This is a genomic window from Pseudoalteromonas sp. C12FD-1, from assembly GCF_037414265.1.
Classification (GTDB): domain Bacteria; phylum Pseudomonadota; class Gammaproteobacteria; order Enterobacterales; family Alteromonadaceae; genus Pseudoalteromonas.
In genome coordinates, this window is the sequence record NZ_JBBEVD010000037.1 from 206,519 (window position 1) to 219,789 (window position 13,271).

The window sequence follows — 13,271 nt, forward strand, 5'->3', positions numbered from 1 at the left end:
TTGTTGCCACTAAAAAGCCCGTTAATTTTGTAACGGGCTGTGTTGTTTAACGTGCTATTCGCTATGGGGGATAGTTAGTACAATTTTTCCTACGTGTTGTTTTTGTGCAAACACTTTTTGCGCTGTAACTATTTCGCTCAATGGAAATGTTTGCGCCACAATAGGTTTAATTTTTTCTTGTTCAATAAAGTTGACTAAACTTTTAAACACCTCAGGCTCTATAACTGTACAGCCAAAAAACGTTAAATCTTTTAAGTACAAAGTACGTATATCAAGCTCTACTAACGCCCCGCCTATAGCGCCCGACACCGCATAACGCCCTTTTGGTTTTAACACTTCTAGTAGCTTTGGCCATTGCTCGCCAGCTACCAGATCAATAACAACATCAACACTGTTTTTACCTAACGCTTGAATTAAATCATCTTCGCGTAGTACCACTTTATCGGCACCTAAATCTTTTAACTGCTGCGCCTTACTTTTACTAGTAATTGCAATAACACTCGCACCACGCGCTTTGGCTAATTGCACAGCCGCAGAGCCAACCCCGCCGGAGGCTCCCGTTATTAAAACAGTTTCCCCTGGCTGTGGGTTTGAGCGGTACAACATGTTTTCGGCTGTAGAATATGAGCACGGAAAAGACGCCAGCTCAACATCGCTATAGCGACTATTAATTGTATAAGCATGGATTGAATCAACTACAGTGTACTGTGCAAATCCGCCATCGCACTCTGAGCCAAAATACCACGGTGCTTTTAGTGTTTCGCCGTTAGCTTTTACTAAACATGGCTCAACTAAAATACGCTCGCCAATACGGCTTTTATCAACACTTTCACCTACGGCTACTATTACACCACATACATCTGCACCTTGAATGCGCGGAAAAAAAAACGCATCACCAGACCAACTTGCATCGTCTTTACTGCTTTGTTTTTTAGCGTACCACGCCGTGCGGGTATTCAGATCGGTGTTATTAACACCTGCCGCCATAACTTTTATAAGTACATCGGTTTGTGCAAGCGCTGGCAACGGTAAGTTAGTTGCATACTTTAATACATCAAAATCACCATGCTCCGTAAGCTGTACGCCATGCATTGTACTAGGTAAATTTGCCATTGGTTGCTCCATTATATTAATTTAAGAATACTGTTTTTTGCTGATGTAACCGCCTCATCGCCCATAACTGGCCACGCGCTCGACACTCCTTCATGCAGCAAAAACAAGCTACTAGCCAATGATGGATTTAAGCCTTGCGCACCTAACAGTTTTTTTACGTCATTTTTATGAGTTTGCACCGCAAAGCTAATAGCTTCATCCTCAGGAAACGCCGATAGCGCATTGATAGATAAACAGCCGTTAGGCGCAAATTCCACCATCCACGCTTTTAGCTGTTCAAACATATGCAAAACTGCCTCAGCACCCGGTGCAGGCGCATCTTTAAGTAAAAAATTAATATAGCGATTATGGCGATACTCAAGCGCAGCAATGATCATTGCCTGCTTTGACGGGTAATATTTATAAAGGGTGCGCAAACTAACGCCACTGAGTTTTTGCAGCTTTGCCACGCTTGGCTCGGCAAAACCATGTTGACTAAAAGCCACCTCAAGCGCAGCAGCTATTTCTTGTTTTAGCATAGTGTTTAACCCGTGTAGAATGAATGCTCTACCCCCATGGTAGAGCATTCATTCTACATGTCAACCAATACAAATTTATAGACAATGAAATTTGCGAAAAGCCAAGGATAGTTATTAGTAATAACTATCCTTGAATCTGGCATGGGTGCCAGCGTTATTTTTGGTGGTGTTATGATTATTCTATAAATGGTTTTCATAGTTATTTACTAGAATAATAACTGTGACACCCATCTTAAATTAACAAACTAGGTCTTCGCTTTATACAACTATTCAAATGGGTGTCATGATTATTTAAAATGGGCGTCAAGGTTATTTTCCATCAATAATCAATTGTTTTATTTTGTGGGCTTTTTCAAAGTGATCTAATTTATGGGTGTGTATCCACCAAGTTGCGGCTTGCATGAGCAGCTCTGGGTTGTCGTTTTTATTTGCAAAAAAAGCATAAAAAGAAAGCCCTACATTTTCGCCTTTGGCTGCTATTTTTTTATCGCACACAGCAACAATTTTTGCTCTTAACGCTTTATTCATTGCTTTACCTTTAGTTAAAAAGCCCATTTAAAAAATGAGCCAGCGTTTGCAAAATACTCCTATCTAACACGCCATGATTCTCAAGCGCTTTATTAGGTACATTTACGTTTGCAGCTTTGCATTCATTGTTAAATGACTCATCTTCGTGTGTTTGTGCTTCATAAGCAATATCAGCTTGCTCCATACACTTTGCAGAGCCCGCATAAGGCTGGGCAGCACAGCCAGTTAAAAATATACACAGCAATAATAAAACTAAATATGCTTTCATAATCAATCCTATTTTACGCACCCTTCAGTTTTAAATTATAGCTGCAAGTTTGCTCACTTAGTCGGCTATCAAAATAAGTAAATCAATAAAAAACACTGCAACTTCATCAAAAAAAGTATCCTCTTTAGCATCCTTTTTTATTTGAGCGCTCATACATTCATTGTAAACTTCTGGGCTTGTTTGGCTGCCATTTAACCCAGTCATTCCCGCTTTTTCCCTGCATAAGCTGTTACCATAATGCGGCGCTGTACTACATGCACTTAATAATGCGCAAAGTAACAATGTTGTAATCGAGATTTTTATGCTCATCCTTAAACTGTCCTCTAAGCTATCCCTTAAACTGTCCCTTACACTAAAGCATCAATAGGGTAATGTATTTAAATTGTACCTAAATACTATTATTACTTTATCACTGCAATAAAAAACACCACCAGTAAATATTTGTAAGGTTCTGTAGATCTAAAGCCTGAAAATATTGCATAAGCGTGCTTGTAAAACTTACAGGCCGCATACTCCCACGAACAAATAAAAAATATAAGTTAATTAAATACAACAAGTTAAAAAATGGCACTTAGCTTGCTTTAACATTTGTAAGCAATTAAAGAGCAAGTAAAGGATTAGTTATGAATATATTTGAAGCGCTACGTCACGATCACGATAAACAACGTAAATTGGTAGATGCACTTATTCAAACTCACGGCGATACAACTGAGCGCCACAAGCTAATGGACGAGCTTAAAACCCAATTAGAAGATCACGCTAAATTTGAAGAGCGCTATTTTTATAACCCGCTTATGTTTGATGATTTAACGCATGAAAAAGCTCGCCACAGCGTTGCAGAGCACCACGAAATAGACGAATTGATTGAACAACTTGAAGATACCAAAATGAGCTCATCTGCCTGGTTAGTTGCGGCTAAAAAGCTGCATCATTTGGTGCATCATCATTTAAGTGAAGAAGAACATGAGGTATTTCAGTTAGCGGGTAAAGCTTTAACCGAAGGTCAAAAAGAGAGCCTAGCTGATCAGTATAACGATGCAATGCATTAGAACCGACATCCATACACTCCCCTGTGTACTTATTGGTTATAAGCCGTATGGCTTATAACCATTTTTTTGCTTTAAATAAAATTATTTAACAGTAAGTTTTACGTCTTGGTCACGTAATAGGTAAAGTGCAAAACACGCTGCCCACATTGGCCACGCTGTAAAAAATAGTAAGTTATTAAAGCCATCAATATACTGGTTGTAAGATGAAAGTGTAGAAAGACCGTGCATTACAAAAATTACGCCATAAGTAAGGCGTTTTTTAATACCTGCCACAAAGGCCAACACTAAAATAAGTTGTAATCCACCCAGCACATAAGCAACAACATCAGTAGAGCCGCTAATTCCATAAAAATGCTCAAAAATACGTGCGCTATGCCCAGGATTAACAAACTTATCAAACGTCCACATAATCATTACAATAAATACGCCTAAACGTAGTGAAAAAAGCGACCATTGCAGACGATTTTGAAAATCAGTACCTGTTGTACCAGTCATAAAATTTCCTTAAAACTAAATAATTTAATGTTGAAACTAGCAAGACCGCTGTTAAGCAATTTTATTTCACAAAAAACAAAAATATTTTCAGTCATTTACCTGTCCAATTTCAGCATTAATTTCGTATAGTAATTTTTATAATTAAAAGATTGCCTCTATGCTAAGCTTTTAACGTTTCGTTCTAAAAAACAAAAAGAATTAATATTCACTGAAAGTTATTTACAAAGCTACAGGTCTTTATTGCCACATTCACACTAACTAAAATGAGAACCCTTTTGAAACATTCATATTTGGCACTTTTTATAGCCGCTTCACTCACAACTAATTTTTATGCTCATGCGGCAGAACCTGCAAGCAATACCGATTCGATTGAACGTATTGAAGTGGCAGGCCAAACTATTAAATCTCAAGGGCTTTCTGTAAAAGATGCTACTATTAACGGCCCCTTCGGCGACAACCTAGCACTGCAAGATATAGCCCGCTCGGTCACGCCTATTTCAAGCGAGTTAATAGAGCAGCTAAATATTACTACCCTACAAGACGTACTTGCAGTAAGCCCAAACACTTATTCTGCAAGTGGCTTTGGTGCGCCAAGTTTACCTACTATTCGTGGCCAATTGGGTGAGCTTTTTCAAGATGGTACACGTCGCCAAGCGGGTAATAATGGCTTTGGCGTGCCGTTATCGTTCAACTCTATAGAACAAATAGATGTAGTAAAGGGTGCCCCGCCGGTTTTATTTGGTTCAAGCCAACGTAACGGTGGTTTTGTAAATTTACATTCAAAAGTTGCTTCTACAGATGAAAGTAAGGGTAAGGTTAAGCTCTCTGCAGGACGATGGGATCAATACAGCGCCCAAGTAGATTACACAGCGCCGATTATAAAAGACAAAGTTGGCCTTAGAGTAAGTTACGAGCACCTCGATGAAGGCAGTTACTACGATTACTCAGGCACTAAAAGCGACAGCTTATTTGCAGCACTACGGGTATTACCAGACGACAAAAGCAGTTGGGATATTAACTTTGAGCTATACCAAGTTGAATTTACCGATAACGCCGGTATTAACCGCCCTACCCAAGCCTTAATTGATGATGGCCTTTATATTACCGGCCAAGGCGTGCAAGCAAATGGCAGTACCGTACCCGCAGCGGGTTCTATTGTGTCGCCTACTGGGCAAGTAAAAATAGATCGCAGCACCGTACTTACCGACCCTGATAACCAAAACGAAGCAACAACCTACTTAATTCACAGCATTTATAAGCGTGAGCTAAGCGCTAATGCCTCACTTAAAAACATTACGTATTTTCAGCATTTACAGCGTGAAGAAATAGCCCAAAACAGCTTTGTAGAAATTATAGACGGCGCCGATACAGCGCAAAACCGCACTGAACTTACCTACAGATGGAATAGCGACCAGCAAACAATTTTTGCTTTTGACGTACGCTATAACAAAGTACTTGGCTACAGCCAATTTACAACCGAGGCCGACTTACCAATTGATTTAACTGGCCCACTTTCAAACCGTCGCATTCCTTTAACCGATGCACAAAAAGCGCGTTTAGTAGAGCTAAGCCCAGGTGTATTTGTATCACCTGGTGGCCAATACGATTTAGATAACGATGGCAGCGGCGACTTTAACTTATCAGACACCACCGACTCACGTTCATGGCAAACCGGGCTTGCAATCCAACAAGATTCAGATTGGGGCGATAAACTTCATACTAGTGTGGGTTACCGCATCGATTTTTACGATGTAGAAGCAAACGACCCTATTGCACCACAAGGCCAAGTTGCTGCAAGCGATAGCATTAACGAAACCCTGCATTCTGGCCAAGTTAGCTTTAACTACAAAATAAATGCCGACTATACCACTTACGGTGCAGCAAGTTATAACGAAGCAACATCAAACAGTATGGCTGGCGGTACATCGCTTGGCAGCGATAACACCATTAGCGCACAAAATTTTGCTACCGAAAACACATTAGTCGAGTTTGGCTTAAAGTACGCCCCAACCGACAGCGATTGGTACGCTGATGGCGCGGTATTTAGCCAGCGCCGCAGTTTACGTAATCGCGACGGCAGCAATACAGGTATTCGTACTACAGGTTTTGAAAGCCAAATATTTTACGATGCTTACCCTTATTGGCTAAGTGCGGGTTATAGCTACATAGATGCTCGTTACGACAATTCTGCAAGCAGCCAAGACTCTGCTCAAGTAATCGATGCGTTTGACAATTCGCGTCCAGATATTATTGCAGGTACCGGTGTTGGCGCGCCAAGTTTTACCGCGTTTGCACCTTCAAACCGCCAAGTTCAGGGCATTCCTGAGCAGTCGTTCAGTTTTAACGGAAATTATTCAATTAATTCGAAATGGCAAATGGGTTTTTCAGGTCTATATACAAAGAGTTACCCATTAGACTTTTTGGCAACAGTTAAAATTCGTGATCAATACACACTAAACGTTAATACTAGCTACGCATTTACGCCTAGCACTAAGTTGCGATTAGATGTAAACAACGTCACTAATCAAAAAAACTGGCGCCCAGTATTTGAAGGTGGTTACTTTGGCGCAACGCTGGCTTTTCCAGAGTTACCAATTAACGCAAAACTAACACTTTCACATAATTTTTAAGAACGTTTTAAGAGAGAGAACATGATAAAAAAACTATTTTTGATATTGATTGCAGCAGTCGTAATAGGCATGTTCTTTCACTTTAATTTACACCAGTTACTTACGCTTGAAGGCTTAAAAGGCTCTATGGAGCAATTTAACCAATATAAAGAACAATCACCATTATTGGTTTTTGGTGGCTTCTTTTTACTGTACGTAGTAGTAACGGCTCTCTCTTTACCGGGTGCGGCAATATTAACATTAGCCGCAGGTGCGTTATTTGGCTTAGTTGAAGGCTTACTTGTAGCCTCTTTTGCCTCAACTGTAGGTGCTACGCTTGCCTTTTTAGTATCGCGTTACTTACTGCGCGATACAATTAAACAACGTTTTCCTGAGCGATTAGACGCTATTGACGCAGGCGTTGAAAAAGAAGGTGGCTTTTACCTATTTACACTTAGATTAGTGCCAGTATTTCCGTTCTTTTTAATTAACTTATTAATGGGTGTTACTGCAATTAAAGCGTGGACCTTTTACTGGGTGAGCCAAGTAGGCATGCTTGCAGGTACATTTGTATTTGTAAACGCGGGTACGCAACTTGCGCAAATTGAAAGCTTATCAGGCATTTTATCGTTAGATCTTATTTTATCGTTCGCTTTATTGGGTGTGTTCCCATTCATTGCCAAAGGAATCCTAAACGTGTTTAAAAAACGTCGCGTATACAAAAATTACACTAAACCTAAAAAGTTTGACCGTAACATGATTGTTATTGGCGCAGGTGCTGGCGGCTTAGTTACAAGCTACATTGCAGCAGCAGTTAAAGCCAAAGTAACCCTTATTGAAGCCGGCGAAATGGGCGGCGACTGTTTAAACTACGGGTGTGTGCCAAGTAAAGCTGTTATTAAAAGCGCTAAAATTGCCGAGCAAATTCGCCATGGTGAACACTACGGCTTAGAAAACATGGCGCCGCAGTTTTCGTTTAAAAAAGTAATGGCACGTGTACATAAAGTCATTGCCGACGTAGCCCCACACGACAGCGTTGAGCGCTACACAAACCTAGGTGTAGATGTTGTAAAAGGCTACGGTAAATTATTAGACCCGTGGACTGTAGAAATTAAACTTAACGATGGTGGCACACAAACATTAACCGCCCGTACTATTGTTATTGCCACTGGCGCACGCCCATTTGTACCGCCATTACCTGGTATTGAAGAAACAGGCTATGTAACAAGCGATACATTATGGACTAAATTTGCTGAGCTTGAAGAAGCACCTAAAAAGCTTGTTGTACTTGGCGGTGGTCCAATTGGTAGTGAACTTGCACAAAGCTTTGCACGCTTAGGCTCAAATGTTACGCAAATTGAAATGGCTGAACGCATTATGATCAAAGAAGACCTAGAAGTGTCTACCTTTGCTCACGAAGCGCTTACTGAGAGCGGCGTAAACATTTTAACCTCGCATCAGGCACTTCGCTGTGAAGCGCGCGATGGCAAAAAATTCATTGTGGTAAAACATAACGATACCGAAATCGATATTGAATACGATGAGCTCCTATGTGCTGTGGGCCGAAGCGCTCGCCTTAAAGGCTACGGCCTTGAAGAACTCGGCATAGAAACAAACCGTACTGTAGTAACTAACGAATACCTTGAAACGCTTTACCCTAACATTTTTGCCGCGGGCGATATTGTAGGCCCGTATCAGTTTACGCACGTAGCCGCTCATCAGGGTTGGTACGCAGCAGTAAATGGCTTATTTGGTAATCTTAAAAAGTTTAAAGTAGATTACCGTGTTATTCCGTGGACCACATTTATTGACCCTGAAGTAGCACGTGTTGGCTTAAACGAGCAAGACGCTATTGATAAAGGCATAGACTACGAGATCACTCGCTTTGAATTTGAAGAGCTAGACCGCGCCATTACCGACAGCGCCACCAAAGGCTTTATCAAAGTAATTACACCAAAAGGCAAAGACAAAATACTCGGTGTTACTGTGGTATCTGAGCATGCTGGTGATTTAATTGCTGAGTTTGTACTGGCAATGAAACACGGTTTAGGCCTTAACAAAATACTAGGCACAATTCACAGCTACCCAACTTGGGCTGAAGGTAATAAGTACGCAGCAGGCGAGTGGAAACGCGCTCATGCACCTGAAAAAGTACTTAACATGCTTGAAAAATACCACACATGGCGCAGAGGCTAATATGTTTAAAACACCTTTAAAAGCACTATTGTTAGGGTCGGCTTTGTTTGCAACATCGTTTGCAAGCAACGCTCAAAACATACACGACAGCTGGAATACATTATTAAACAACCATGTTGTAGCTATTAACCATGGCCACAGCACAGAAGTTGATTACGCTGCAATTAAAGCTAAGCACAGCGAGCTTAAAACCTATTTAGATTCGTTATCGGCGGTTACGCAAAATGAGTTTGATACATGGGAAAAACCTAAACAGCTGGCGTTTTTAATCAACGCGTATAACGCCTTTACTGTTGAGCTTATATTAACAAAATACCCAAACCTTAAATCAATTAAAGATTTAGGCAGTTTTTTTAGCTCACCATGGAGCAAAGAGTTTGTACCATTACTTGGTAAAACTCGCAGCCTTGATGATATAGAGCATGGTTTAATACGTGGCAGTGGTAAATACAACGACCCACGTATTCACTTTGCTGTAAATTGCGCAAGTATTGGCTGCCCAGCACTACGTGAAGAAGCCTACACAGCCACTGATTTAGAAAGCCAATTGCAAGCGCAAACGGTGCGTTTTTTATCAGACATGACCCGTAACATAGCGCAAGATAACACGCTAAGTGTGTCTTCAATATTTAAGTGGTACGGCGATGATTTTGAACAAGGCTTTAAAGGCGCAAACACGCTGCAGCAGTTTTTTTTGCTATATCCAAAAGCACTAAAGCTGATACCCGCTCAGCAAAAAGCGCTTAAAAATAACGACATGAAAGTGAAATTTTTAGACTACAACTGGGATTTAAATGCTCGCCAATAAATGTTGGCAAACATTATCGCGATACAGCGTGTGCTGTGTCGCGTTTTGCATTTGCCTTGTTATTAGCTTTAAAAGCCTAGCAAGTACACAATTACAAAGCCGTTGGCAGCAAATTGAAAGCTTAGGCAAAAACCAAAGCGTCTATTTTTATGCCTGGGGTGGTGATGCGCAAATAAATGCGTATATTCAATGGGCTGCGCAGCAAGTAAAAACCAAATACAACATAAATTTAGTACATGTAAAGCTAAGTGATACCAGCGAAGCAGTAAGCCGGGTACTGGCCGAAAAATCAGCAAACAATAACGATAAAGGCAGCGTAGATTTAATTTGGATAAACGGTGCTAACTTTGCCACCATGAGCGAGCACTCATTATTACTTAAACAATGGGCTAATAAGCTGCCTAATTTTAGCTACACCGACCCTAGTAATAACCCTGCGGTTAATTTTGATTTTGGAATACCCACTAATGGAATGGAAGCACCTTGGGGCCAAGCATCGCTCACCTTTTATTACGACAGTTTAGCAATTGACGGCACTGCAAATAACACGTTACCAACAACCTTAAACCAATTGCTTAGCTGGAGCACAAAAAATCCGGGGCGTTTTAGCTACCCCAAACCGCCTGACTTTTTAGGCATGAGCTTTTTAAAATACGCGCTTGTTATGCTACATCAACAAAGTGATGATACACTTAAAGCGCAGTTAAATCAGCCTGCTACAGCACAAAATACAGCCCAAGTATTAAGCCCATTATGGGATTTTTTAAATAAACTGCACCCAACACTTTGGCGCGATGGCAGTCATTTTATGCAAAGTGGTGCGCAAATGCGCCGTTTAGTAGGCGACACCGAGCTAAGCATCGCGTTTACGTTTTCAGCGCCCGAAGTACCCGCCGCCGTTAAACGTTATGATTTACCAAAAAGTATTCGCAGTTATGCAATGCAAGATGGCAGTTTAAGTAACACCCACTTTGTGGCTATTCCTTATAATGCAAGCCACCAGCAAGGTGCGCAGTTAGTGGCTAATTTTTTATTAAGCCCAGAGGCGCAAGCTCAAAAACAAAAAGCGCCTATATGGGGCGATAAAAGTGTACTTATTCAATCAACGCTAACACCACAGCAACAAGCCTTATTTAAAACAACGCAACCACATCCAAGCGCGCTGCCTTTAAATAGTATTAAACGCACACTAAGTGAGCCACACCCAAGCTGGGTAAGCGCGATTATGCAAGGTTGGCAAGCGCGTTATGGAGTAAGCCAATGAGTGTTGTTTCAAATAAGTTAGCAGCAAGCCCAGCGCTTAAACCACATAAAAGCGCCGATATGTTTAGTAAATTAGTTAAATTAAGCCCACGCTTTTTACTGGCATTGCTAATTTTACCGGTAATAGGCGGCCTAATTAGCGTGCTATTACCCGCTTTTGGCTATGCGCCGGTACTTGAACATACAACACTTGGCCTACATGGCTTTACTATGCTTATGCAAACACCCGGCCTTACGCACATGGTTATGCTAAGTGTTGGCACCGGATTAATAAGCACCTTACTTGCCTTTTTCATTACGTTAATGATTTTAGCGGCATTTTTTAATAGCCCGTGGCTTAACCGTATTCAGCGTTTACTGAGCCCAATACTGGTAATACCCCACGCAGCAGCCGCTATAGCCGTAGGTTTTTTAATAGCCCCTTCGGGTATGATCTCGCGGTTAGTATCGCCTTGGTTTAGTGGATGGGAACTTGCCCCTAACGGCATGTTTCCGCATGACGCGTTTGGTATTAGTATAATTTTAGGCTTAACCCTTAAAGAGCTGCCTTTTTTACTGTTAATGGCGCTAGGTGTGCTTGCCCAACCTGAGCTTGGCAAAAAACTGCGCCAACAACATAAAGTAGCGCTTAATTTAGGCTACTGCCCTATGACTGCTTTTTTTAAAGTGATACTGCCAAGCCTTTACCCATTATTGCGCCTACCCATTTTAGCCGTATTGGCTTATGCCAGTGCAAGTGTAGAAATGCCACTTATTCTGGGGCCAAATACACCACCCACCTTGGCTGTCGCTATTATGCATTGGTTTAACGATGTAGATTTAAATCTGCGCATTAAAGCCTCTGCAGGGGCATTATTACAGTTTGTACTTACTGGTGGTTTACTCGCTCTTTGGCTTGGCGGCGAAAAAACCATAAAAGCATTATTTAGTGATTTACTCACCAATGGCGAGCGAGAATATGGCGGTGTTTATTGGCAAAAAATAACAACCGTATTAACAGTATTTGTAATTGGCTTTATTTTGCTTTCATTAATTGGCTTAATTATGTGGTCGGTTGCCGGATTTTGGCGTTTTCCGGCGGCACTGCCCGAGCAGCTCACGCTACTTCACTTTAAAAGTGCGCTAATGCAAATGCAAAACCCGCTTTTTAATACCCTTGCTATAGGGCTAGTTACTACGTTATTTGCCATTATTATTACGCTTTTATGCTTAGAGTCAGAGCAGTTAAGTGCAAAACCTATGTCGCGCTTTACCAGCTTAATTATTTATTTACCGCTGCTTGTACCAAGTATTGCGTTTTTATTTGGCCTAGTGTGGCTGCAACAACTAGTAAATAACCAAGCGGCGTTTTTAAATGTGGTATTTACCCATTTATTGTTTGTACTACCGTATGTGTTTTTATCGCTTGCGAGCAGTTATAGACGATTAGACCCTCGCTTTGCTCATGTAGCAGCAAGCCTTGGCGCAACGCCCTGCAAAGTGTTTTTACACGTAAAATTACCCCAGTTATTTGCCCCTATTTTAATTGCGGCGGCACTTGGTTTGGCCATTAGTTTTGGCCAATATTTACCTACACTTTTAGCCGGTGGCGGACGCATTGCAACCATAACAACTGAAGCGGTTACCCTTGCTAATGGCGCAAGTAGGCGTACCAGTGCGGTGTATGCCATTATGCAAATGGCATTGCCACTCATAGGCTTTATACTGGCGTGGGTGTTACCAAAGTACTTTTTTAAAAGCGCCCATCGCTAACCCATAAATTAAAAGGTTTTTAATGCAGTCATCTTTAGAGATTAAAAATTGTCAGCTTTATCGTCAAAACCAGCAATTACTAAGCTTAAACGAGCTGGTAAAAGGCGGCGAAATACTTACTATTATGGGGCCATCAGGCAGTGGTAAATCAAGTTTATTAAATTGGCTTACCGGCACATTACCCGCTGGTTTTAGGGCAAATGGCGAAGTGTGGCTTAACGGTGAAAATATTAATAACTTGCCCGCACATTTACGCCACATAGGTGTGCTTTATCAAGATGCGTTATTATTTTCGCATTTATCGGTAAGTGGTAACATTGCCTTTGCTATGCCTAAAGGCAATAAAAAACAGCGCCTTGAAAAAATAGAGCACGCGCTTGAACAAGTGGGATTAAAAGGCATGGCTAATCGCCACCCCGACAATCTCTCTGGTGGGCAACAAGCCCGCGTTGCTTTACTGCGTATGCTATTAAGCGAGCCAAAAGCTATTTTGCTTGATGAGCCCTTTAGCAAGCTCGACACCCAGTTAAGAGTAGATACGCGCGAGCTGGTATTTAGCCAAATACGTGAGCATAAATTGCCCGCTATTATGGTAACCCACGATCATAGCGATGCAGAGGCTGCAAACGGCAAACTGGTCACCTTACATTTAGCCAAATAAATACACACAAA

The 13,271-nt window shown here is 41.3% G+C and carries 13 protein-coding genes; 7 read left to right on the plus strand and 6 right to left on the minus strand.

The window, feature by feature from the left end; all coding sequences use genetic code 11:
* Positions 1-54: 54 nt before the first annotated feature.
* From WDB87_RS03400 to WDB87_RS03420, 5 genes are all read right to left on the minus strand, one after another.
* A complete protein-coding gene (locus WDB87_RS03400) occupies positions 55-1,113 on the minus strand; it encodes an alcohol dehydrogenase family protein (RefSeq protein ID WP_337849040.1) in 1,059 nt (352 codons plus the stop codon).
* A gap of 11 nt (positions 1,114-1,124) precedes the next feature.
* A complete protein-coding gene (locus tag WDB87_RS03405; protein WP_337849041.1) occupies positions 1,125-1,631 on the minus strand; it encodes a TetR/AcrR family transcriptional regulator in 507 nt (168 codons plus the stop codon).
* Between the two features lie 309 nt (positions 1,632-1,940).
* Positions 1,941-2,159, minus strand: coding sequence for a DUF6500 family protein (locus tag WDB87_RS03410; RefSeq protein WP_286248997.1), 219 nt, complete (start codon positions 2,157-2,159; stop codon positions 1,941-1,943).
* Between the two features lie 10 nt (positions 2,160-2,169).
* Positions 2,170-2,427 carry a hypothetical protein gene (locus WDB87_RS03415; protein WP_337849042.1) on the minus strand — a complete coding sequence of 86 codons (258 nt, stop codon included), beginning with the start codon at positions 2,425-2,427 and terminating at the stop codon, positions 2,170-2,172.
* Between the two features lie 57 nt (positions 2,428-2,484).
* Positions 2,485-2,736 (minus strand): hypothetical protein, encoded by a 252-nt coding sequence (locus tag WDB87_RS03420; protein ID WP_337849043.1) that lies wholly within the window; start codon positions 2,734-2,736, stop codon positions 2,485-2,487.
* A gap of 314 nt (positions 2,737-3,050) precedes the next feature.
* Between WDB87_RS03420 and WDB87_RS03425 the strand changes: the two genes are divergently transcribed.
* The gene (locus tag WDB87_RS03425; RefSeq protein WP_337849044.1) at positions 3,051-3,476 is read left to right on the plus strand and encodes a hemerythrin domain-containing protein; all 426 of its coding nucleotides are present in this window, start codon (positions 3,051-3,053) and stop codon (positions 3,474-3,476) included.
* An 81-nt stretch (positions 3,477-3,557) separates the two neighbouring features.
* Here the strand turns inward: WDB87_RS03425 and WDB87_RS03430 are convergent, their stop codons facing one another.
* Positions 3,558-3,971, minus strand: coding sequence for a hypothetical protein (locus WDB87_RS03430; protein ID WP_286248990.1), 414 nt, complete (start codon positions 3,969-3,971; stop codon positions 3,558-3,560).
* 275 nt (positions 3,972-4,246) lie between these two features.
* On the opposite strand from WDB87_RS03430, the gene WDB87_RS03435 reads away from it, so the two are divergent.
* The 6 genes from WDB87_RS03435 to WDB87_RS03460 are packed head-to-tail and all read left to right on the plus strand — an operon-like array spanning position 4,247 to position 13,260.
* A complete protein-coding gene (locus tag WDB87_RS03435) occupies positions 4,247-6,601 on the plus strand; it encodes a TonB-dependent receptor (RefSeq protein ID WP_286248988.1) in 2,355 nt (784 codons plus the stop codon).
* A gap of 21 nt (positions 6,602-6,622) precedes the next feature.
* Complete coding sequence (locus WDB87_RS03440; RefSeq protein WP_337849045.1) at positions 6,623-8,776, plus strand: FAD-dependent oxidoreductase; 2,154 nt, start codon at positions 6,623-6,625, stop codon at positions 8,774-8,776.
* A 1-nt stretch (position 8,777) separates the two neighbouring features.
* A complete protein-coding gene (locus WDB87_RS03445; protein ID WP_286248984.1) occupies positions 8,778-9,584 on the plus strand; it encodes a DUF547 domain-containing protein in 807 nt (268 codons plus the stop codon).
* Positions 9,571-10,848 carry an ABC transporter substrate-binding protein gene (locus tag WDB87_RS03450; RefSeq protein ID WP_286248982.1) on the plus strand — a complete coding sequence of 426 codons (1,278 nt, stop codon included), beginning with the start codon at positions 9,571-9,573 and terminating at the stop codon, positions 10,846-10,848. The genes WDB87_RS03445 and WDB87_RS03450 overlap by 14 nt, the downstream gene beginning before the upstream one ends.
* Positions 10,845-12,599: an ABC transporter permease gene (locus tag WDB87_RS03455; protein WP_337849046.1), complete on the plus strand. Its 1,755-nt coding sequence runs from the start codon at positions 10,845-10,847 to the stop codon at positions 12,597-12,599. Before WDB87_RS03450 ends, WDB87_RS03455 begins: the two co-directional genes overlap by 4 nt.
* Positions 12,600-12,621: 22 nt before the next feature.
* A complete protein-coding gene (locus tag WDB87_RS03460) occupies positions 12,622-13,260 on the plus strand; it encodes an ATP-binding cassette domain-containing protein (protein WP_337849047.1) in 639 nt (212 codons plus the stop codon).
* Positions 13,261-13,271 lie beyond the last annotated feature (11 nt).

Coding starts and splice junctions, on each gene's coding strand:
- WDB87_RS03430 (WP_286248990.1), bottom strand. CDS start 3,971: ATGACTGGTACAACAGGTACTGATTTTCAAAATCGTCTGCAATGGTCG.
- WDB87_RS03400 (WP_337849040.1), bottom strand. CDS start 1,113: ATGGCAAATTTACCTAGTACAATGCATGGCGTACAGCTTACGGAGCAT.
- WDB87_RS03425 (WP_337849044.1), top strand. CDS start 3,051: ATGAATATATTTGAAGCGCTACGTCACGATCACGATAAACAACGTAAA.
- WDB87_RS03410 (WP_286248997.1), bottom strand. CDS start 2,159: ATGAATAAAGCGTTAAGAGCAAAAATTGTTGCTGTGTGCGATAAAAAA.
- WDB87_RS03445 (WP_286248984.1), top strand. CDS start 8,778: ATGTTTAAAACACCTTTAAAAGCACTATTGTTAGGGTCGGCTTTGTTT.
- WDB87_RS03415 (WP_337849042.1), bottom strand. CDS start 2,427: ATGAAAGCATATTTAGTTTTATTATTGCTGTGTATATTTTTAACTGGC.
- WDB87_RS03455 (WP_337849046.1), top strand. CDS start 10,845: ATGAGTGTTGTTTCAAATAAGTTAGCAGCAAGCCCAGCGCTTAAACCA.
- WDB87_RS03405 (WP_337849041.1), bottom strand. CDS start 1,631: ATGCTAAAACAAGAAATAGCTGCTGCGCTTGAGGTGGCTTTTAGTCAA.
- WDB87_RS03460 (WP_337849047.1), top strand. CDS start 12,622: ATGCAGTCATCTTTAGAGATTAAAAATTGTCAGCTTTATCGTCAAAAC.
- WDB87_RS03450 (WP_286248982.1), top strand. CDS start 9,571: ATGCTCGCCAATAAATGTTGGCAAACATTATCGCGATACAGCGTGTGC.
- WDB87_RS03440 (WP_337849045.1), top strand. CDS start 6,623: ATGATAAAAAAACTATTTTTGATATTGATTGCAGCAGTCGTAATAGGC.
- WDB87_RS03420 (WP_337849043.1), bottom strand. CDS start 2,736: ATGAGCATAAAAATCTCGATTACAACATTGTTACTTTGCGCATTATTA.